The sequence below is a fragment of the Bradyrhizobium sp. AUGA SZCCT0177 genome (genome assembly GCF_018130125.1).
In the GTDB taxonomy this organism is placed as follows: domain Bacteria; phylum Pseudomonadota; class Alphaproteobacteria; order Rhizobiales; family Xanthobacteraceae; genus Bradyrhizobium.
The window spans coordinates 27085-46390 of record NZ_JAFCMA010000025.1 but is presented as its reverse complement, the minus strand read 5'-3'; the positions used below and the strand labels follow the sequence as shown (position 1 = coordinate 46390).

Annotated in this window: 17 protein-coding genes and 1 pseudogene; 11 read left to right on the top strand and 7 right to left on the bottom strand. The window is 62.6% G+C overall.

Features of this window, described 5'->3' with window-relative positions; genetic code table 11:
• Positions 1-20: 20 nt before the first annotated feature.
• From JQ597_RS26220 to uxuA, 5 genes are all read left to right on the top strand, one after another.
• On the top strand, positions 21-998 hold the full coding sequence (locus tag JQ597_RS26220) for a sialic acid TRAP transporter substrate-binding protein SiaP (protein ID WP_212268133.1): 978 nt from the start codon (positions 21-23) through the stop codon (positions 996-998).
• Positions 999-1127: 129 nt separating this feature from the next.
• Positions 1128-1706, top strand: coding sequence for a TRAP transporter small permease (locus tag JQ597_RS26215; protein WP_212268131.1), 579 nt, complete (start codon positions 1128-1130; stop codon positions 1704-1706).
• A 4-nt stretch (positions 1707-1710) separates the two neighbouring features.
• A complete protein-coding gene (locus JQ597_RS26210; protein WP_212268129.1) occupies positions 1711-3117 on the top strand; it encodes a TRAP transporter large permease in 1407 nt (468 codons plus the stop codon).
• Complete coding sequence (locus tag JQ597_RS26205; RefSeq protein ID WP_212268127.1) at positions 3114-4154, top strand: L-idonate 5-dehydrogenase; 1041 nt, start codon at positions 3114-3116, stop codon at positions 4152-4154. The genes JQ597_RS26210 and JQ597_RS26205 overlap by 4 nt, the downstream gene beginning before the upstream one ends.
• Before the next feature lie 25 nt (positions 4155-4179).
• Complete coding sequence (gene uxuA / locus JQ597_RS26200) at positions 4180-5373, top strand: mannonate dehydratase (RefSeq protein WP_212268125.1); 1194 nt, start codon at positions 4180-4182, stop codon at positions 5371-5373.
• A 37-nt stretch (positions 5374-5410) separates the two neighbouring features.
• Here the strand turns inward: uxuA and JQ597_RS26195 are convergent, their stop codons facing one another.
• Positions 5411-6268 carry an SUMF1/EgtB/PvdO family nonheme iron enzyme gene (locus JQ597_RS26195; RefSeq protein ID WP_212268123.1) on the bottom strand — a complete coding sequence of 286 codons (858 nt, stop codon included), beginning with the start codon at positions 6266-6268 and terminating at the stop codon, positions 5411-5413.
• Between the two features lie 55 nt (positions 6269-6323).
• Positions 6324-7445: a copper-containing nitrite reductase gene (nirK, locus tag JQ597_RS26190; RefSeq protein WP_212268121.1), complete on the bottom strand. Its 1122-nt coding sequence runs from the start codon at positions 7443-7445 to the stop codon at positions 6324-6326.
• A gap of 176 nt (positions 7446-7621) precedes the next feature.
• Between nirK and JQ597_RS26185 the strand changes: the two genes are divergently transcribed.
• Positions 7622-7816, top strand: coding sequence for a DUF1858 domain-containing protein (locus JQ597_RS26185; RefSeq protein WP_212037499.1), 195 nt, complete (start codon positions 7622-7624; stop codon positions 7814-7816).
• Between the two features lie 33 nt (positions 7817-7849).
• Here JQ597_RS26185 and JQ597_RS26180 read toward each other — a convergent pair whose 3' ends face one another.
• The gene (locus tag JQ597_RS26180; RefSeq protein ID WP_212268118.1) at positions 7850-8548 is read right to left on the bottom strand and encodes a Crp/Fnr family transcriptional regulator; all 699 of its coding nucleotides are present in this window, start codon (positions 8546-8548) and stop codon (positions 7850-7852) included.
• A 208-nt stretch (positions 8549-8756) separates the two neighbouring features.
• On the opposite strand from JQ597_RS26180, the gene JQ597_RS26175 reads away from it, so the two are divergent.
• The 5 genes and pseudogenes from JQ597_RS26175 to JQ597_RS26155 all read left to right on the top strand — a co-directional run bounded on the left by JQ597_RS26175 (position 8757) and on the right by JQ597_RS26155 (position 14009).
• On the top strand, positions 8757-9212 hold the full coding sequence (locus JQ597_RS26175) for a pseudoazurin (protein ID WP_212268116.1): 456 nt from the start codon (positions 8757-8759) through the stop codon (positions 9210-9212).
• A 421-nt stretch (positions 9213-9633) separates the two neighbouring features.
• Complete coding sequence (locus JQ597_RS26170; protein WP_349628884.1) at positions 9634-10770, top strand: NnrS family protein; 1137 nt, start codon at positions 9634-9636, stop codon at positions 10768-10770.
• A gap of 245 nt (positions 10771-11015) precedes the next feature.
• A complete protein-coding gene (locus tag JQ597_RS26165; protein WP_212268114.1) occupies positions 11016-11918 on the top strand; it encodes a CHAD domain-containing protein in 903 nt (300 codons plus the stop codon).
• 111 nt (positions 11919-12029) lie between these two features.
• Positions 12030-13265: pseudogene (locus JQ597_RS26160) on the top strand (SulP family inorganic anion transporter); the annotation flags it as partial.
• Between the two features lie 117 nt (positions 13266-13382).
• On the top strand, positions 13383-14009 hold the full coding sequence (locus tag JQ597_RS26155) for a pyridoxamine 5'-phosphate oxidase family protein (protein ID WP_212268110.1): 627 nt from the start codon (positions 13383-13385) through the stop codon (positions 14007-14009).
• Positions 14010-14018: 9 nt separating this feature from the next.
• On the opposite strand, the gene JQ597_RS26150 is transcribed toward JQ597_RS26155, so the two are convergent.
• The 4 genes from JQ597_RS26150 to JQ597_RS26135 form a co-directional block, all read right to left on the bottom strand.
• A complete protein-coding gene (locus tag JQ597_RS26150; RefSeq protein WP_212268108.1) occupies positions 14019-16253 on the bottom strand; it encodes a hypothetical protein in 2235 nt (744 codons plus the stop codon).
• 250 nt (positions 16254-16503) lie between these two features.
• Positions 16504-17091: a DUF2889 domain-containing protein gene (locus JQ597_RS26145; RefSeq protein WP_212268106.1), complete on the bottom strand. Its 588-nt coding sequence runs from the start codon at positions 17089-17091 to the stop codon at positions 16504-16506.
• A gap of 10 nt (positions 17092-17101) precedes the next feature.
• Entirely contained in the window at positions 17102-18079 is a 978-nt protein-coding gene (locus JQ597_RS26140; RefSeq protein ID WP_212268104.1) for an NADPH:quinone oxidoreductase family protein, read from the bottom strand.
• A gap of 79 nt (positions 18080-18158) precedes the next feature.
• Positions 18159-19232 (bottom strand): LLM class flavin-dependent oxidoreductase, encoded by a 1074-nt coding sequence (locus JQ597_RS26135; protein ID WP_212268102.1) that lies wholly within the window; start codon positions 19230-19232, stop codon positions 18159-18161.
• Between the last annotated feature and the right edge of the window lie 74 nt (positions 19233-19306).

Sequence of the window (19306 nt, the reverse complement as noted above, 5' to 3'; positions counted from 1 at the left end):
GTAACAACGGAGGAGATTTCATGTTGAAGAAATTGACGATTGTAGTGGCGGCTTCCGCTGCCGCGCTTGTTGCCGCCACCAGCGCCGGTATGGCGCAGACCAAACTCAAATGGGCGCACGTCTATGAGACGTCAGAGCCGTTCCACACCGCTTCGGTGTGGGCCGCGCAGGAGATCGGCAAGCGCACCAACGGCCGCTATGCGGTCGACGTCTATCCGGCCTCGCAGCTCGGCAAGGAAGCCGACATCAACCAGGGCCTTTCGCTGGGTTCGGTCGACATCATCATCTCCGGCTCCAGCTTCGCCGCCAAGAGCTTCCCGCCGATCGGCGTGACCTATTATCCCTACACCTTCCGCGATGCCGATCATCTCCTGGCCTACACCAAGAGCGATGTCTTCAAGGACCTCACCAAGGGCTATGAAGACAAGACCGGCCACCGCATCGTGGCGGTGACCTATTACGGCGTGCGTCACACTTCGTCGAACCGGCCGATCAAGGCCTGCGCGGACATGAAGGGCCTCAAGATACGCGTGCCCGACGTGCCGGCGTATCTGGCGATGCCGCGCGCCTGCGGCGCCAACACCGCGCCCATCGCCTTCGCCGAGGTTTACCTGGCGTTGCAGAACGGCACCGTGGAAGCCCAGGAAAATCCGCTCACCACCATCGAGGCGAAGAAGTTCTACGAGGTGCAGAAGCACATCGTGCTGACCGGTCACATCGTCGACCACCTCAACACGATCATTTCCGGTGGGCTCTGGAAGAAGCTCAGCGAAGAGGATCGCAAGATCTTCACCGAAGTGACCCAGGAAGCCGCTGCCAAGGCAACCGGCGAGATCAAGGTCAACGAAGCCAAGCTGGTCGATTTCTTCAAGCAGAAGGGTCTCACCGTCACCGAGGTCGACAAGGCCGCGTTCCGTGACACCGTGATCAAGACCACGAGCTTTGAAAGCTTCGACTACCGCAAGGCCGACTGGGATCGCATCCAGGCGGTGAAGTGACGACGAAGTCGTCATCCCGGGGCGACGCGTCAGCGTCGAACCCGGGATCTCCAGATTCCGGGTTCGGCTCTCCGAGCCGCCCCGGAATGACGTGAGTCAATCACGCGACGCGACTTGGGGATTAAACGCATGTCTACGGCTGAAGTGCACAAGCAGATCACGGCGGAGGAGATCGCGCATACGTTCGAGGACGAGGCGCCGAAGGGCGCCGACCTCAGTGGGTATGCGTTCGAAGACTGGCTGGCGCTCGCGATCTTCTGGATCATGGCGCTGTGCGTATTCCTGCAGTTCTTCACCCGCTATGTCCTCAACGACAGCTATGCCTGGACCGAGGAGATCGCGACCTATTGCCTGATCGGCGTGGTGTTTATCGGCTCGTCGATGTGCGTGCGGCTGTCGCGGCACATCCAGGTCGACCTGGTGTTCCGGTATCTGCCGCATGCGGCGGCGCGTGCGCTCTCGACCGTGATCGACCTGATCCGGATCGCGTTCTTCGGATATGCGATCAAGCTGGTCTGGGTCTACATCCAGATCATCGGCGAAGAGCGGATGACGACGATCAAGATTGAAAAAGGTTTTGTCTACTACGCCGTGTTGCTCGGCTTCGTGCTGATGTTCGGCCGCTCGATCCAGATCGCGATCGAAAACTGGCGGCGGGGCTATTCGATACTGGAGCGCCCCGGCGCGTTCGACGGAACGGAAGGCTGACGCCATGCTGCTGTTGCTTGGGGCATTTCTGCTGTTGATGCTGGTCGGCCTTCCCGTCGCGCTGGCGATGGCGGTGTCGTCGCTGTTGTATATTCTCGTCACCGGCATCACGCCCGACGTGACGCTGGCGCAGCGCATGATCGCTGGTGTCGAGAGCTTTCCGCTGCTCGCGGTTCCCTTCTTCATTCTCGCCGGCAATCTGATGAACATCGCCGGCGTCACCGGGCGCATCTACAGCTTTGCGGTCGCGCTGGTAGGCTGGATGCGCGGCGGCCTCGGCCACGTCAACATCGTCGGCTCGGTGATCTTTTCCGGCATGTCCGGCACCGCGATCGCGGATGCCGCGGGCCTCGGCACCATCGAAATCAAGGCGATGAAGGACCACGGCTATTCGACGGAATTTTCGGTCGGCGTGACCGCGGCCTCGGCTACTCTCGGGCCGATCATCCCGCCGTCGCTGCCGTTCGTGATCTACGGCATGATGGCTAACGTCTCGATCGGCGCGCTGTTTCTCGCAGGCCTCATTCCCGGCCTCGTCATGACCTTGATGATGATGGCGACGGTGGCCTATTTCGCCCACAAGAACGGCTGGGGCGCCGATACGCCGTTCTCCTGGCGGCAGGTTGGATCGGCCGGGCTCGAGATCGTCGTCGTCCTGTGTTTTCCGCTTGGGGTGTGGTTGCTGGTGCTTGCCGGGCTCTCGACCAACATGGCGGTCGGGATCGGCCTTGCGGCGTTGCTGGCGATTGACTGGTATTTCGATTTCTCCGCCGTGATGGCGCTGATGGCACCGGTCATCCTGATCGGCGGCATGACGCTGGGCTGGTTCACGCCGACGGAGGCCGCGGTTGCCGCCGTGATCTGGTCGCTGTTCCTGGGGCTGGTGCGCTATCGCTCGATGACGATGCAGACCGTGGCGAAGGCGACGTTCGACACCATCGAGACCACCGCGTCCGTGCTGTTCATCGTCACGGCGGCCTCGATCTTCGCCTGGTTGCTGACGGTGTCGCAGGCTGCTCAAATCCTGACCGACACGATGCTCGGGATCACCCAGAACAAATGGGTGTTCCTGCTGCTGGCGAACATCCTGATCCTGTTCGTCGGCTGCTTCATCGACACCATCGCCGCGATTACCATTCTGGTGCCGATCCTGCTGCCGATCGTGCTGAAATTGGGCATCGATCCCATTCATTTCGGGCTGATCATGACGCTGAACCTGATGATCGGCCTGTTGCACCCGCCACTCGGCATGGTGCTGTTCGTTCTCGCCCGCGTCGCAAAGCTCTCGGTCGAGCGCACGACGATGGCGATCCTCCCCTGGCTGGTGCCGCTGTTGCTGGCGCTCGTCGCGATCACCTACATCCCGGAGCTGACGCTCTGGCTGCCAAAATATATGGGACTTGCAAAATGACATCGATGGCTTTGGCTGCAACACTGTTTGGCCCCGAGGACCTGCGCATGGTCGAGCGGCCGCTCGATCCGTTGGCGTCAGGCATGGTGCGGATTCGCTTCGGCGCCGGCGGCATTTGCGGCTCGGACATGCATTACTACCGCCATGCCCGCACCGGCGATTTCGTCGTCACCTCGCCGCTGGTGCTCGGCCATGAGATCGCAGGCGAAGTCGTCGAGATCTCGGGCAGCGCGCCCGGCCTGAAGACCGGCGATCGCGTCGCCGTCAATCCGTCGCGCTGGTGCGGCCACTGCACGCCGTGCCGCGAGGGCCGGTTGAACCTGTGCGAGAACATCTTCTTCATGGGCTCGGCTTCCAAGACGCCGCATATGCAGGGTGGCTTTTCCAGCCTGTTCGACGCCATCCCGGCGCAGTGCGTGAGGATTCCAGACCATGTGACATACCAGGCGGCGGCGCTGGCCGAGCCGCTGGCAGTCTGCCTGCACGCGGTGGCCCGCGCCGGCGACGTCAGCGGAAAACGCGCGGTGCTGTTCGGCTCGGGCCCCATTGGGCTGCTGACGATGCTGGCCGCGCGCCGCGCCGGCATTGCCGAAGTGACCGTCGTCGATATCGCCGCCGCGCCATTGGCGTTCGCCACGCGGCTCGGCGCCAATCACGTAATCGACATCTCCAAGGGCGATGAGGCCCTGAAGGCGGTGGCGCCCTACGACGTGGCGTTTGAAGTTTCCGGCACGGCGGCCGGCCTTGCCAGCGCGATCGGCGCGGTCAGGCGTGGCGGCGTCGTCGTCCAGATCGGCAACCTGCCGGGCGGACAAATTCCAATGCCGGCGAACGCCGTGATGGCCAAGGAGATCGACCTGCGCGGCTCGTTCCGCTTTGGCCCGGAATTCATGACCGCGGTCGAACTGATTTCCGACGGCAGCGTCGATGTGCTGTCGCTGGTGACCGCCGAGCGTCCGCTGTCGGTCGCACCCGATGCGGTTCGCCTCGCGCTCGACCGCTCGCAGAGCGTCAAGGTCGTGCTGACGGCACAGTGACCGGAAGATATTCAGGAGATTTCCCATGATGCTGCAGGGATGGCGGTGGTACGGGCCGGACGATCCGGTGTCGCTCGACGATATCCGCCAGGCCGGTGCCACCGACGTGGTCACCGCGCTGCACCAGGTGCCGATCGGCGAAGCCTGGACGCGATCAGGCGTCGAGCAGCGCAAGCACATCATCGAGAAAAGCCAGCCCGGTCGTTCGCAGCTGACCTGGTCGGTGGTGGAATCGATTCCGATCCCCGACGACGTCAAGCGGCTCGGCGGTAGGGCGACGCGCTCGATCGAGGCCTGGATCGCGAGTCTGGAGGCGGTGGCCTCCGCCGGGATCAAGATCATCTGCTACAATTTCATGCCTGTCGTGGACTGGTGCCGAACCGATCTGGAATGGGAACTGCCGAGCGGCGCCAAGGCGATGCGCTTCGACCAGGAACGGTTCGCGGCGTTCGATCTGCACATCCTGCAGCGCCCGGAAGCGGCGGCGGAATATTCGGAAAGCGCGCGCGCCCGTGCCAAGCAGCTTCACGCCGGGATGACGCAGGCCGATATCGATGTCCTCGTCACCAACATCGCCAGCGCCTTGCCGGGATCGACCACCGATCCCCTGACCATTCCGCAGTTCCGCGACCGCTTGCAGCAATATAGCGGCATCACCACCGCGGTGCTGCGCCAGCATCTGATCGAGTTTCTCGCGCGCGTCACGCCCGTTGCTGAGCAGCTTGGCGTGACGCTGACGCTGCATCCGGACGATCCACCGCGGCCGCTGTTCGGTCTGCCGCGCATCGCTTCATCGGCGGAAGACTACCAGGCGCTGTTCGACGCGGTTCCTTCCAAGGCGAACGGCATCTGCTTTTGCACCGGCTCGCTCGGCGTACGTGCGCAGAACGATCTGCCGGCGATCGCGAGACAATTCGCGCCGCGGATCGGCTTTGCGCATCTGCGCGCGACCAAGCGCGAGGCCGACTGCCTGTCGTTCTTCGAATCCGACCATCTCGATGGCGACGTCGACATGATCGCTGTTCTCAAGGCATTGCTGAGCGAAAACCGGAAACGTTCGGCAGGTGAAAAAATCATATTCCGGCCGGACCACGGCCATCGCATGCTCGACGATCTCGCCGAGACCAAGCGCACCAATCCCGGCTACACCGCGATCGGCCGGCTGCGTGGGCTGGCTGAACTGCGCGGCGCCATCCGCGCCATCGAGCACGCGGGTTGATCGCGGCGCGACAATTCATGACCTGACGTAGGCGGTTCTAACCCGACGTGAAGGTCGCGACGATCATTCTTTGCAGCGCTGGCCAGTTTTTGTCTTCGACTACCAGGCGGAAGCCGAGATTGGCGGGTGGCACGCCGGCGGCGCAGCCGCCGGTGCGAGGATCGCGGATGAAGTCGGTCATATAGGTCCGGTGGGCGCCCTGCACGACGCGAACGCCGCAATTGGTGTTGGTCACGCGCGCAGGCCCCGTCGGCTCCAGCGTCATGCGAAGGAAGCAGCTGTTGGTCCATTCCCAGATATTGCCGCCGACATCCAGCAGCCCGTTTTCGTTGCGACCGAAGGCGCCGACCGGTTGCGGGTCGAGCGCGCCGGGCCGCGCCCGGTTGGCTTCCGCCTCGTAACGCGCAATCCAGGCCTGCGCGGGATCGACCGGGTCGACCAGCGGCAGCGCTTCGTCGCGGACCTTCTGGCCGGCAGCGAACACCCATTCCTCGTCGGTGGGAAGGCGGTGCAGGACCCCGGTCTGGTTCGTCAGCCATTCGGCATAGGCCGTTGCATCCCGCCAGCTGACGCCGACCATTGGACGCTCCGCCATCGCGGAGGCTTGCGGGATTTTAGGACATCGGCCGTCATCGGCGCAGCGCGCATATTCGCCCGCGGTGACCTGACGGTTCATGATCTTGATGCTGGCGGCTAGAAGCGCTTCACCTAGCGGGGCTGGCGCGGGTTTGCCGTCGCGGGAGAAATCGCCGGCGAGCCGATACTGAAACGGTTTTGCGGCAATTTCGGTGATCGCGGAATCGACGGGGTGGGCAACAGGGGCGACCGTCAGCGCGATCGGACTGGCCAGAACGGCCGCTGTTATCGCGGCCTTAATTTTCATGGCGAGCAGCATGGGGCGGTCCTCCGGTCACCGCGGCCCGCAGCAATTGCTTCAGGCCGCGAGGTCGTTATCTGGTTTTCACCACAGCATCAGCCGCGCTGGACTTGCCGGGCAGGATCGGGCCGGGAGGCTGTACCTGCTTCATGAGGTCGTTGTTCCATTTGCCCTCGACCTTGAAGTGGGCAGTGGCGCCGAGTTCGACGGCCTCGATCAGGTTGTGGTTGACGTAGGCGTAGATGCCGGGCTGCCTGAACGTGTAGAGCGCCGCTCCTGCTGAGCCGCCACGAATGAACCAGGTCTCGAGATCCTTCTCCGGCGGGTTGACGAACTTGCCGGTCTCCCAGACGTAATCGCCGTGACCGCCGATCAGATGCGGACGGCTGTCGCGATTGGCCTGCGAATGAACGATCATGACGGTCTCGCCGACCTTCGACGTCATCGCATTCTTGCCGGTGAGGGCGCCGACCTTGCCGTTGAAGACGACGTGGGTCGGGATCAGCTTGCGCATGACCTCGGTGGTGTCGGCGAACGATTCTCCGACCGTTTCGTAGCTCTTGTATTTTCCCTTCTCGTCCTTGGGCACGTAGAGGTCGTTCTCGCCAACGTAATAGAGGCGGTCGTAGCGCAGCGCCTTGCCCTCGCGGTTTTTCAGGCCGTCGCGCGGCAGCACCATCACGGTGCCGTGCATGCCCGACACGACGTGCCAGGGAATCATGCCTTCCGGGGCACAGTGATAGATGAACGTTCCGGTGCGCGTTGCTTTCCAGCGCAGAACCACCTGTTCGCCGGGGTTCACATGGGTCAGAGCGCCGCCGCCCAATGCGCCCGTCGCGGCATGGAAGTCGATGTTATGAGGCATCGCATTGGTTTCGGGGTTGACCAGCGTCACCTCGACGTAATCGCCCTCATGGACGACCATCAGCGGACCGGGCATCGAGCCGTTGAAGGTCATCGCCTGGAACTTGGTGCCGGCCTCGTCGATGACGACTTCCTTCTCCGTGATGACAAGTTTGAACTCGATGATCTTCGGGCCTTCCTTGGTGGCCTGTTCGTGCGGATGCACGAACGGCGGCGCCACCAGCGCAACCGCCTGACGCGGCAGGTTGAGATCGTCGGCGGCCAGCGCGGGGACGGCAACGACAAGCGCGGCGACTGCGACGCCGAGCAATGCGATACGGCGGGTGATCATGACACTCTCCTGTTGGTGTCTGCATTTGAATTTCGTGTCACCCTTGTGCCCCAAGGATCGGAAGCGCTCTTTGCGCCAGCGCAAGCTTTCCGGAAAGAAGACCAATCGCGCCGCTGTTTGCTCCCGAACAAAGAAAGAAGTGGTCGGGTGCCTAGGCTGGCAGCATGAAAAAGAGCATGCCCACGCCTGACATGACGGTCGACCAGGTGATGAACCGCTGGCCTGCTTCGATACGGGTGTTCATGGATTTCAGGATGGGCTGCGTCGGCTGCCCGATCGCGACATTCCACTCGATTGACGAAGCCAGCCGCGAGCACGAGGTAGACGGCGGTGCGTTCCTGACGGCACTGCGCGCCGTCGTTCAAGCCTGAACGGGTCCTAGTTGCCGATCTTACCGGTCGATCTTATTTGCCTTGGCCTTCCGCGATTTCGAACAGTCGGTGGGGATCGCGCAGCACGATGCGCTGTCGTCCGCCCTCGACCAGGCCCTGTTGCTCCCATGCGCTGAGAATGCGGCTCACGGTGTGCAGGGTGGTGCCGGTCATCTCGGCGACATCCTGCCGGCTGATCGGAAAATCGATCTCGACGCCATGCTCGACCTTGCGGCCTGCCTGCTTGGCCAGGCGCAGCAGCGCATGCGCGACGCGCTGCTCGACCTGTTCGCTGGACATTTCGAGGACGCGGTCCTGCGTATCCTGCAATCTGCTGCCGACGGTCTGCAACGCGCCTGCCGCCAGCGCCGGGAACTTCGCGGTCAGCTGCGGCCACAGCGGCGATGGCCACGACAAGGCCACGCTGTCGACGACCGCAATCGCAGTTGCCGGATAATTTTTGAGCGCCAGCGCCTGCGCGACGCCAAACAATTCACCCGCCGAGACGTAGCGAACCACGATTTGCTGACCCTGCGGCGTGGTCTTTTCAACCCGTAGATGGCCGTGCAGCAAAACGAAGAACGAATGAGCTTCGCCGCCCTGGTCGAATACGCTGCTGTCTTTCGGATATCTGACCGATCGGGCGTCGCACAGGATGGCGTCGAGATCGTCGGCGCTCAAGGAGGCGAAGATGGGGACATTTGCGACAATTGAACGGTCGAGGGGGGCCATGGGAGGTTCCGGATGCCGTTCTGAAATCGGACGTAGAACTAGGGGTGGCAATCGGCCGCCTTCATTTGGCGTGACCGGCGCTGCAGCCTCATCATACCGCGACAATCGGCTGGGAGCTTGCGCTAAAACAAGTTCCGCCCGGCGATTGGGGACTAGAAGGCGCGCATGGGGTCCGAATGGAGACCCGACCGATCGACAGGAGATCAGGATGCGCAGATATTTGGTAATGGTCGTGGTGGCCGCAGCCATGGCGGTGGCCGGTGGCGCAACGGCGGCCGAAGTCGAAGTCAAGATGCTCAACAAGGGAACCGAAGGATTGATGGTTTTCGAGCCGGCCCTGGTAAAGGTTGCGCCGGGCGATACCGTCAAGTTCGTGTCGACCGACAAGGGGCATAACGCGGAGACCATCAAAGGCATGCTGCCGGACGGCGGGGCCACCTTCATCGGAAAGATGGGTGAGGATGTCGCCGCCAAATTCGATCAGGCCGGAATCTATGGCGTCAAATGCGCGCCACATTACGGCATGGGCATGGTGGCGATGATCGTGGTGGGGACGCCCGCCAATGAGGAGCAGGCCAAGGCCGTGCCTCAGGTCGGCAAAGCCAAACAGGTATTTGCCGGGCTGTTCGCAAAGCTTGCCGCGACAAAGACGGCAGCGAAATAAATTGATGGCATGAAAGAAAGGAAAGCGGCCTTGTCGGCCGCTTTCCTTGTTTTATCGCGCGCCAGGCAGTTCCGAAATGTGCCCTTCGGCGTTGCCTGAACAATGGCCGCAGCACATGCTTTCGGCTGTAGGGGAACTGGATGGTGCCGTCGCAACCATTTCTGTCCCGTCGCGAGTGATTTTCGAGTCGTCCTGAGGCTGGATCGGCAACAGTCCCAAGCCCGTCCGTAGTCGCGCAAAGATTCGCATCGTCTATCTCCATTTTGCTGAACCTTCTTGCGAATACGCCTGGGCGGGGCCGTCGTCTTTGCGCCTCGACAAAGAGGACGCGCTTCGCGCCGGCTAGGGTGCGGCCAGCAACAGCCAGAGCAGGGTCCAAATCATGTCAGTATCGCGCTTGAGAGATTATCGAGGCCCCGCCTTGTTTTCGTATGGCTTCCGACCGTTCTTCTTTTTCGGATCCGTCTATGCTGGTGCCAGCATTCTGATGTGGCTGCCGGTGTTTTACGGTCGGCTGCAGCTCAGCACGGCGTTCGCGCCCCGGGACTGGCATGTCCATGAGATGCTGTTCGGATATATCGCGGCCGTTGTCGCCGGTTTTCTGCTCACAGCGGTGCCGAACTGGACGGGCAGATTGCCGCTGCAGGGCAGGCCGCTGATCCTGCTGTTCTCGACCTGGGTTGCAGGCCGAATTGCCGTCAGCTTTTCGGCCTGGATTGGCTGGGCGCCGGCCGCGGCGATCGATTCGGTGTTTCTCATCCTGCTGGCGGCTTCCGCCGCGCGCGAGATCATTGCGGGCAAGAAGTGGGGCAATCTCATGATCGTCGCCATCATCAGCCTGCTCGCCGCCGGCAATCTGGCGTTTCATCTGGAGGCGCATTTCGAAGGCTTGGCCGAATACACCACCCGTGGCGGCATCGCCGTGGTGATCAGCCTCATTGCGCTGATCGGCGGGAGGATCATTCCAAGCTTCACCCGCAACTGGCTGGCAAAACGAACTCCCGGCCAGATGCCCGCGCCGTTCGGCCGCTTCGATGTCGCGACCATCGCCTTGAGCGTGCTCGTCCTCCTGTTCTGGGTTGTGCGACCGCTGGACCGGACCACCGGCGGATTGTTGCTGGTCTGCGGCGGCATGCACCTGATCCGGCTTGTGCGCTGGACCGGATACCGGACATTCGCCGACCGGCTGGTGCTGATCCTGCACGTTGCCTATGCGTTCGTCCCGGCGGGATTCATCCTCACCGCGCTCAGCGCCTTCGACCTCGTGGCGCCGAGCGCTGGAATCCATGCGTGGACGGGAGGAGCGATCGGCACTATGACACTGGCGGTGATGAGCCGGGCAACGCTCGGTCATACCGGACAGCGGCTCCAAGCGTCTCCGGCGACACAGCTGATTTACGCTGCGGTGATTATCGCCGCCCTCGCGCGGGTCTGCGCCGTGCTGGAAACGGACCACACGGGTCCGCTGCTGGTGGCTGCCGGTATCGCCTGGGCTGCGGCGTTTCTCGGATTTGCCGCAATCTACTCGGTGGCGTTCTGGTCGCCACGCCGGCACTAAGAGCGATAGGCCGAACGACGTAAGGCATCTCAACTGCTGATTGGCCTGACACAAAACTCTCTATCCCGGCTCGACGGTTGCGGTGATCATTTCCGCAAGCCGCGGCCTGCTTTTGGCCGGCCGTACGGGCTGGCGCCGTGCGACGGGTCAGGCCATGTTAGGCGAGTTCGACCGGAGCGCGTGACGGGGATGAAACCTTTGCGGTGCGGCAGCCTATACGCTCGGCGCGCCATCGGGCGTGTCAGATGAAGGACGCTGGCAAAACCAAAATGGGCCTGCGCAAGGCCGCTGCGGCGGCGCAGTTCGATTGCGCGACCGCGTTCCAGAAAATTGCGCTGGACTGCGTCGGCAAGGTCAGGCTGCATCACAGCAGCGCCTGCGCCGGCGATGCCGAAGCCGTGCATCAGATTCGTGTCGCCATTACCCGGCTGCGGTCCGCCGTATTCTTCTTCGCTTCGATCGTGGTTGATGCGGAATGGCGGCGCCTGAAGAAGGAGCTTGCATGGCTGAACGGCTCGCTCGGCGCCGCGCGCGACAGCGACGTGGTCGTGGAATATGCACGCCGCGAACGGTACCGGGACTGGGCGCAACGCATGATCGGCGAGGATATCGATGCGCATCAGACGCGCGATCATCGCCGGATGGTTCGCTGCCTGCGTTCCCCGCGATTTCATGACCTGATCGAGGCGATGTCCGGCTGGATCGGGGGCGGATCATGGCTCCCGCGTTGGGAGCGGATGCTGCGCCGCAAGTCCGCAAGACCGCTGAAGGCCTATTGCAAGCGCGAGCTCAATCGCTGGCGCCGGCGGCTGATCCGCAAAGGCCGGCGGCTCAAAGCCCTCGGCGCATCAGATCGTCACCGGCTGCGGATCAGGGCGAAGCGATTTCGCTACATGCTGGAGGCGCTGACGGGCATCGTCCCGGTGTTCGGCGATAGCGAATTCCGTCACGTCCACAAGCCGGCGAAGCAGCTGCAACGCACGCTCGGCGATCTTCGCGATCTCAAGCGCTTCGCAAGGCCCGGACTGTCGGCTCAAGGCGATAATCCAGGCCAACGCTGGCCACCGGGCTATCGCCGGCAACGGCAAAGGTTGCGGAGCGCCGCGATATCAGCCTATCGCGGTCTCAAGGACGCAGGGGCATGCTGACCGGCGCTTGATCCGGATCAAACGAAAGTTGCGGAGGAAACGCATTTTCCGCGCATGGCCCCGTATCCGGTCCTCGGCTATGATGCCCAAGTCCAAATCGGCTTACCCGCAATGCCTGACGGCTCCGCTACGGCCCATACCTATCGTCCGAAACTCGCTACCGTGCTGGCCGAGGGATACAATCTTGGCCACCTCCGCCGCGATATGCTGGCGGCGCTGACGGTTGCGATCGTGGCGCTGCCGCTGTCGATGGCGATCGCCGTCGCCTCGGGCGTTTCGCCCGAGCGGGGATTATATGCCGCCGTCATCGGCGGCTTTTTAGTCTCGGCGCTCGGGGGCAGCCGCTATCAGATCGGCGGCCCGGCCGGCGCTTTCATCGTGCTGGTCGCGGCCACCGTCACCAAATTCGGCCTGGAAGGCCTGTTGCTGACCGTCTTCCTCTCCGGGTTCATGCTGGCCCTGATCGGCCTGCTGCGGCTTGGCGCGCTCATTCGCTACATTCCGCACGCCGTGACCGTCGGCTTCACCTGCGGCATCGCGGTCACGATCTTTGCCAGCCAGCTGCGCGATCTCGGCGGCCTGAAATTAGGCGGTGCCGAACCCGGACCGTTGCTGCCCAAGCTTGCGGCACTCGGTCAGGCGCTGCCGACCATCAGCGCGGCCGCACTTGCGGTCGGCATCGGCTCGGTCGCCTTGATCTTAATGCTGCGGCGGCTGGCGTTGAACTGGCCGGGCATGCTGATCGCGGTGACGCTCGCCTCGGTGGCGGCATGGCTGTTCGGCCTGTCGGTCGAGACCATCGGCAGCCGCTTTGGCCAGCTGCCGGACGGATTGCCGGGACCGCGGTTGCCATCGATCTCGTATGCGTCCGTGCTCGAAGTGCTGCCGGCCGCGCTCTCCTTCACGCTGCTGGGTGCGGTCGAGAGCCTGCTCTCGGCCAAGGTCGCCGATGGCATGACGGGGCGCAAGCACCGCTACAACATGGAAGTCGTGGCGCAGGGTGTCGCCAACGTCGCCTCCGCACTGTTCGGCGGCATCTGCGTCACCGGAACGATCGCGCGCACGGCCACCAATATTCGCGCCGGTGCCGTCAGCCCGGTCTCCGGCATGATGCATGCGCTGTTCGTGCTTGTGTTCATGGTGGTCGCAGCGCCGCTGGCAAGCTTCATCCCGCTGTCGGCGCTGGCGGGCGTGCTTGTCGTGGTGTGCTGGAACATGGCGGAGAAGGAAGAATTCCTTGATCTGCTGCACGATTGGCGCGGCGCCGGCGTGCTGCTCGCCACTTTCGGCCTCACTCTGATCGAGGACCTTACGGTAGGCATCATCGCCGGCTGTGCGCTGGCGGCGGCGTTCGCGGTCTATGATCGCGTCATGCGATCGCGCGGCAACTCCTGAACACCAGCGCGGCTGGCCGCCAGCGGCGATCGGCGTTACACTTCCCAGGCAACAGAGGGAGCGACATCGATGTGGCAGCGGGCGTTCTATCACGAGGGAATGAGCGAACTGCAGGACCGGTTCGACGGGCGGCGTGTGGCCGAGGCGATCGAACGGCACCGCAAGCATTATGAGTTCTGGGATGACGAGAAGGCGTTGATCGAGAGTTCGCCGTTCTTCTTCATCGGTACTTCCTTTGCGGATTATGTCGACTGCAACATCAAGTCGGGCGATCCCGGTTTCGTGAAAATCGTTGGCCCCAACACAATCGAATATCCGGAGTATGACGGCAATTCGATGTACCGGACGCTCGGCAATTTGTCGCGAAATCCGAATGTCGGGTTGCTGTTCGTGCGCTTCGACGGCAAGAGCCGGCGCATGCGTATCAACGGCCGTGCTGTTATCCTCGACGACGCGGCGGCGATCAGCCGGCATTACGGCGCGCAACTCGTGGTGCGGATCGAGTGCGAAATCTATCCGAACTGCCCGCGCTATGTGCCGGACCTCGCCGGCGCCAATCCGTCGCCCTACGTTCCCCGCGAAGGCGCGGGGCCTCCGCCGCCGCCGGAATGGAAGGGCCGCGATTACATCCGGGACATCCTGCCCGCCGGCGATCCGCATGCGGAGGTCGTCAAGGCGGGTCCGCGCGAGAGCTGAACGTTTGCCCTAAGGCCGCGGCCGGTGGGCGGCCGACACCGTCACGTCAGGGCCAGGTTTGATGGGCCCGCTGACATACTTGTGTGAGTCGAGCGGATCGCACGTGACCGTGCGTGTCTTGTCGATTTCCTCGCCGACTGTTTTCGTCATTGGCGCGAAGCTGCCGTCTTTTGTCTTCAGGATGATGGGTTCCCCCTGCAGGCAGAAATCGGGGAATGCGATGCCGTGTCCGTCCTGACCTGCGAATTTTCCGACCAGCAGTTGGGATGCCTGCATCCTGGCGGCCGCCGATGCCCGCATCGGGCGTTTCGGATCGAACGGGCGATAGCAGGGGTAATCAGGAAGCGATTGGAACTTGTACTTCACCGTGCAGGCCGCCCCGCCGGTCTTCACGAAAGGCGCGTCCGAGGGGCCGTCCGCAGCGCGCTCGAATACCAGCGTTTCCAGACTCAATGATTCGGCATTGGGACCGGCAGATCCGTCCGCAATTTCTGCACGCGAGAAAACAAGCTTGGTTTTCGAATGCTCCTCGCGTGTTTCGAGCACAAGGACAGGCCGCGAGGCCCAGGATGGGTGCAGGTTTACGTCACTTCCATTCATCGTGAGCTTCACATCGCCGACGGCAGGGCTTTCTTTATCAAAATCAATCATACGGACACCGACTTCATCCTTCGAAGACTCCAGACTGAGGAAGCGGAGATCGTCTCTTTTGCGCGTGATCGGCATCATCGGATCAAAACGGTCGTCGATGTCAAACTTCACCGTCTTCTTGATTCTTGATCCCGAAGCTCTTTTTTCCTGGGAGTGCGCGGTGACATCGATAACCAGCATGGTTCCTTTAGACGAGTATTTGACGCCCAGAGCATTCTGGAGAAGTCTGACCGGAAGCAATGCCGGTGATGGTGCAATATCACGCGCGAACAGGATTTGCTGACCTGGACGGACGACTGCAAAGTTTTGAAAGGCGCCGAGGCCGGCGCCGCCGGAAACTTCCGGTCCGGAGAGGAGAATGCAATCGGCTTGGTCGTCGTTCTTTACCGTTTCTCGCTCGACCTTCCTGGACGCGGACCGCAGACAGAAGCTCAGGCTGCGATCATCTTCCCGCTTCGCGCTGATCGCGGCTGCGAAAATGCCATTCGCAGTTGGTATCTCCATTGGAAGTGGTGAGCTCGCATACATATCGACCTCAACCATTGTAAGTTGGGAGCCCGCCTCCTCGGAGCAGAGGTCACGCTTTGGCAATGTGTGGGTCAACAGCTTCGCGGCATCCGCCAGGACCAGGCAGGAGATGGTGTCTCCCGGATTGTTCCGCGTCACCCAGATCAGATGATTCTTGCCCGCACCATCGACCAGCAGATGCGGTGCGGCGTGATGACGTCGCGGCGGCAGCCAAACCGGACTGGTGTTGGATAGAATTTGATCTTCGCGCCTGAGCAAGGCGTCGGGAAGCCGATCGATCCCGACCGATCGGAGTTCCGCGCTGACGTCGCTCCGGCGTTCGGTGGTTTGAAAGACCGGTACGTCCTTGCAGGTGACACAGGTCACCGTAAGGTTTGATCGTTTATTCTCGAATGTCAGAATGACTTGATCGGGCTCGTCGTGGTACTTCTCCCGATCGATGGATTTAAAGGGATGATCGACCACCCGGCTGACCAGGAATCCGCTGGAACGCCAGGGATCCGAATCGAATTCGAAGTAGGTCGACCGGTCCCAGGCGCGATAGGCGTCGGCGCCGCCGATGCTCACGCCCGCCAGAACCATTTTTGAATCGGTCTCGCAACGTGCCGCCTGATCCGCATCGTCGCCGTTCCGGATATAGAGGCAGAGCCGGAAAGCCGCATTCTGCATGATGCGATCGCAGTCGTTCTGGTTATAGCCGTAGGTGGCCAGGCCATGGCGATAGCACAGATCGTGAAACACGCACGCCTGCCGGAACCTTTGCAACACGAGATGGCGTCTGCCTTTATCGTCTGCGCGATGGTCGAAGAAAATGTTCGTCAGGGCAGGGAGGCTGCAGTTCAATCCTTCGCCGCTGCCGCCGATGGTGCTGACGACGTCGGGGCCGGATTGGAAGGAAGCAACGGTGGGTGGCATCTCGCTGTCGGAAACGTCATCGACGTTCTTGTAGATGGAGTTGACCATCGTCTGGTGAAGGAAAATCATGTCAACGAGTACGATCAGCACCGGAAGCACAACTGCCGTCACGCAGGCGGCCAGCAATCCAACTCCAAAACGCTTCGACATGAGATCCCCCGCGCGCCAGGAGCGAGAAACGGCCGGAACAGGCGCTTTGCTTCAAGCGCGATGTCCGGTCAGATTGCCGTTCGCGACTTCACAAAATGAAAGAGACTTATCTCGGAGGAAAGACAACCATAGGTTAGGGCGATGTCAAGCGCGTGGTTTCACAAGGCAGCATAGCCGGCGATTGCAACTTCGTGATCAGGCCCGCGCCGGATCGTCGCATGCGCGGATGGGCTTGGACGCGGTGCCACGCCTAATCCCGCGGGGCCGGCTTGGTCGCAAATTGCGGGAACTTGTCGGCGACGATGGGGCCGTCGGTGCGCCAGGAATAGCAGCCGCCGATGAAGAACGGCCGTTCACCGGAGTTGCGCTGCTCGTCCATCGAATCGCGGCCTTCCGGATCCTTGCCGTACGACATGGTCTGAAACAGCGTGGTCACGGCCGGGCCCAATAGCTCCGACAGATGGGTGCAGCCCTCGAGCCGGCCGATCTTGCGGCGGACCACCTCGCGCCAGCCCTTGCCGATGCTCTCGCCGACCAGCCGCTGCAGGATCGGCTCGACGTCGATGCAGGTGGGATAGGGTGTCGCCTGCATGGTGGCTTCGGCCTCGTGGATCCTCATGGTGTCGTCGATCGCTAGCCGCAGGCGGATATCGTGCACGGGATCGCCGGGCTTCAGTTCCTCGCGATAGTGGTCGGCGGCCTGCGTGAACGGCTTTGTATCGACCAGCCGCGCCTCGACTTCCCAGAGCCCGTCGTCCCTGATGTAGCCGTTGCATTCGACCGTTCGCGTATGCATCAGGCGACGCCCGGTTCCGTCGGCGGCCTTGTCTTGGGGCATGTTGCTGTCCTCAGGCGAATTTGACGATCATTTTACCGAGCGCGGATCGCGACTGCATGGTCTTGAACGCCTCGCGAAAATTCTCGAACGGAACGACCTTGCCGACCACGGGACTCAACTGGCCCGAGGCGAGCCATTCGAACAATTGTGCGATCAGGCGGGTATGGGTTTCCGGCTCGCGCTTCTGGATTTGCGCCAGATCGACGCCGAGCAGGGCGCCGCCCTTGAGCAGCGGCAGATTGAAGGCCAGGGCCGGAATGGTGCCGGAGGCAAATCCGACCACCAGGTGCCGTCCGCGCCAGGCGATCGAGCGAAACGCCTGCAGCGCCACCTCGCCGCCAACAGGGTCGAAAATAACATCCGGACCGTTGCCGCCGGTCAGCGTCTTCAGGGTGTCGCGCCAGTCCGCCTTGGTGTAGTCGATGGTTTCATCGGCGCCGTAACCTGCGGCGAATTCGCGTTTCTCTTGCGTCGAAGCCGCGGCGATGACCTTCGCGCCCATCAGCTTGCCAAGTTGCACCGCCGCGATGCCGACGCCGCCCGCGGCGCCCAGCACCAGCAGCGTTTCGCCCTTGCGCAGTTCGGCGCGCGCATCCAGTGCGTAAAGTCCGGTCAGGTAATTGGCCTGAAAAGACGCTCCGGCCTCGAAGGCAATCTTTGGCGGCAAATGCTTCAGCGTCGCTGACGGCACGCAAATGTATTCGGCGAGCGCACCGGATCTGACCATGCCAACCACGGGCATGCCCGGCTTGAACGCGGCGACGTCGCCTGCGGCAGCGTCGACCACGCCAGCGAATTCCGTGCCTGGCACGAACGGCAGCGGGTCCTTGGTCTGATACAGCCCTTGCACCTTCAAGCCGTCGACGAAGCCGATGGCAGCGGCGCCGATCCTGACGCGGACACCGCCGGGCGGGATATCGGGTATCGGCATCTCCTTGATGGAGATGCCGTCAATCGAATCGTAATTCTCGACCACCACGGCTTTCATGCAATTGGTCCCAAAGTCTTCCCCGGCGCCGTGCTGTGACCCGGCATCTTGATGTGTTTGCAGATTCTGAGGGCCAACGCTACTCGGCCGCCTCGGCCTGCCGGTCGATCTGCTCCGCACCGGCCTTGATCAGGGGAATGAGGTCGCGGCCGATCGCCATCGTGTCATACGGATTCTCAAATCCGCGCAGCAGGAACGAATGGATGCCGAGCCGGTAATACCTGAGCACCGCAGCCGCGATCTGCTCGGGCGTTCCCACCAGGCAGGACGTATTGCCGGGCGCGCCGGTGGCGCGCGCGATCCCCATCCATAAGCGCTCATCATGCACGTCGGCGCGCGCGGCATAGCCCAGCAGGCGTTCGCTGGAATGGTTGCTCGGCTTCGGCGCTTCGCCCGTTTTGCGTTCGACATCAGCCAGCAGCGCATGCGCCTTGTCCCAGGCTGCGCCCTCGGTTTCCGCCATGATCGGGCGCAGCGACATGTTGAAATCGGCGCGCCGTCCAAACGCGGCGGCGCGACGGCGGAAATCATCGACGCGGGCGCGCGTCTCGGCGAGCGGCTCGCCGAAGATAGCGAACACATCGCAATGCGCGGCGCCCATTTCCAGCGCGCCTTCCGAGGAGCCGCCGAAGAACAGACGGGGATAGGGCTGCTGAAACGGTTTTATATCGCTGTACGCGCCCTCGATGCGATAGAATTCACCCTGGTGGTTGAACGGGCTGTCGCTGGTCCAGATCCGGCGCATGACGTCGAGATACTCGCCGGCGCGGCGGTAGCGATCGTTCTTGGGCAGGAAGTCGCCTTCGCTGGCCTGGTCCTGGTCGCTGGTGCCGGCGATGACGTGCAGCCACATCCGTCCCTGCGTCAGCTGGTCGAAGGTCGCGATCTGCCGTGCCGCCAGCGCCGGTGCCACCGAGCCCGGGCGATGCGCGATCAGGAATTTTATTCGCTCGGTATGATCAGCGGCATACAGCGCGATCGCAAAACCTTCGGCGGCCGAGGCGTAATATCCGACCAGCACGGAATCATAGTTCCACTGCTCATGCAGGCGGGTGAAATCGATCACCCATTCGCGCGATATCTGGCCCTTGATCAGGTGAACCGCGACGCCCTCCTGCTGGGTGCCGATCATACCGATGATTTTCGCTGGCATGGCTGTTTCCCCGGGGTATTTGTTCGTTGTCCGAATGAAACGCGCAACAACAGGGGAAATCAAGCGCTTCAGGG

Excerpts from the sequence above, each read along its gene's own strand:
- JQ597_RS26220 (WP_212268133.1), top strand. The coding sequence starts at position 21 with ATGTTGAAGAAATTGACGATTGTAGTGGCGGCTTCCGCTGCCGCGCTT.
- JQ597_RS26215 (WP_212268131.1), top strand. The coding sequence starts at position 1,128 with ATGTCTACGGCTGAAGTGCACAAGCAGATCACGGCGGAGGAGATCGCG.
- JQ597_RS26210 (WP_212268129.1), top strand. The coding sequence starts at position 1,711 with ATGCTGCTGTTGCTTGGGGCATTTCTGCTGTTGATGCTGGTCGGCCTT.
- JQ597_RS26205 (WP_212268127.1), top strand. The coding sequence starts at position 3,114 with ATGACATCGATGGCTTTGGCTGCAACACTGTTTGGCCCCGAGGACCTG.
- uxuA (WP_212268125.1), top strand. The coding sequence starts at position 4,180 with ATGATGCTGCAGGGATGGCGGTGGTACGGGCCGGACGATCCGGTGTCG.
- JQ597_RS26195 (WP_212268123.1), bottom strand. The coding sequence starts at position 6,268 with ATGCTGCTCGCCATGAAAATTAAGGCCGCGATAACAGCGGCCGTTCTG.
- nirK (WP_212268121.1), bottom strand. The coding sequence starts at position 7,445 with ATGATCACCCGCCGTATCGCATTGCTCGGCGTCGCAGTCGCCGCGCTT.
- JQ597_RS26185 (WP_212037499.1), top strand. The coding sequence starts at position 7,622 with ATGCCCACGCCTGACATGACGGTCGACCAGGTGATGAACCGCTGGCCT.
- JQ597_RS26180 (WP_212268118.1), bottom strand. The coding sequence starts at position 8,548 with ATGGCCCCCCTCGACCGTTCAATTGTCGCAAATGTCCCCATCTTCGCC.
- JQ597_RS26175 (WP_212268116.1), top strand. The coding sequence starts at position 8,757 with ATGCGCAGATATTTGGTAATGGTCGTGGTGGCCGCAGCCATGGCGGTG.
- JQ597_RS26165 (WP_212268114.1), top strand. The coding sequence starts at position 11,016 with ATGAAGGACGCTGGCAAAACCAAAATGGGCCTGCGCAAGGCCGCTGCG.
- JQ597_RS26155 (WP_212268110.1), top strand. The coding sequence starts at position 13,383 with ATGTGGCAGCGGGCGTTCTATCACGAGGGAATGAGCGAACTGCAGGAC.
- JQ597_RS26150 (WP_212268108.1), bottom strand. The coding sequence starts at position 16,253 with ATGTCGAAGCGTTTTGGAGTTGGATTGCTGGCCGCCTGCGTGACGGCA.
- JQ597_RS26145 (WP_212268106.1), bottom strand. The coding sequence starts at position 17,091 with ATGCCCCAAGACAAGGCCGCCGACGGAACCGGGCGTCGCCTGATGCAT.
- JQ597_RS26140 (WP_212268104.1), bottom strand. The coding sequence starts at position 18,079 with ATGAAAGCCGTGGTGGTCGAGAATTACGATTCGATTGACGGCATCTCC.
- JQ597_RS26135 (WP_212268102.1), bottom strand. The coding sequence starts at position 19,232 with ATGCCAGCGAAAATCATCGGTATGATCGGCACCCAGCAGGAGGGCGTC.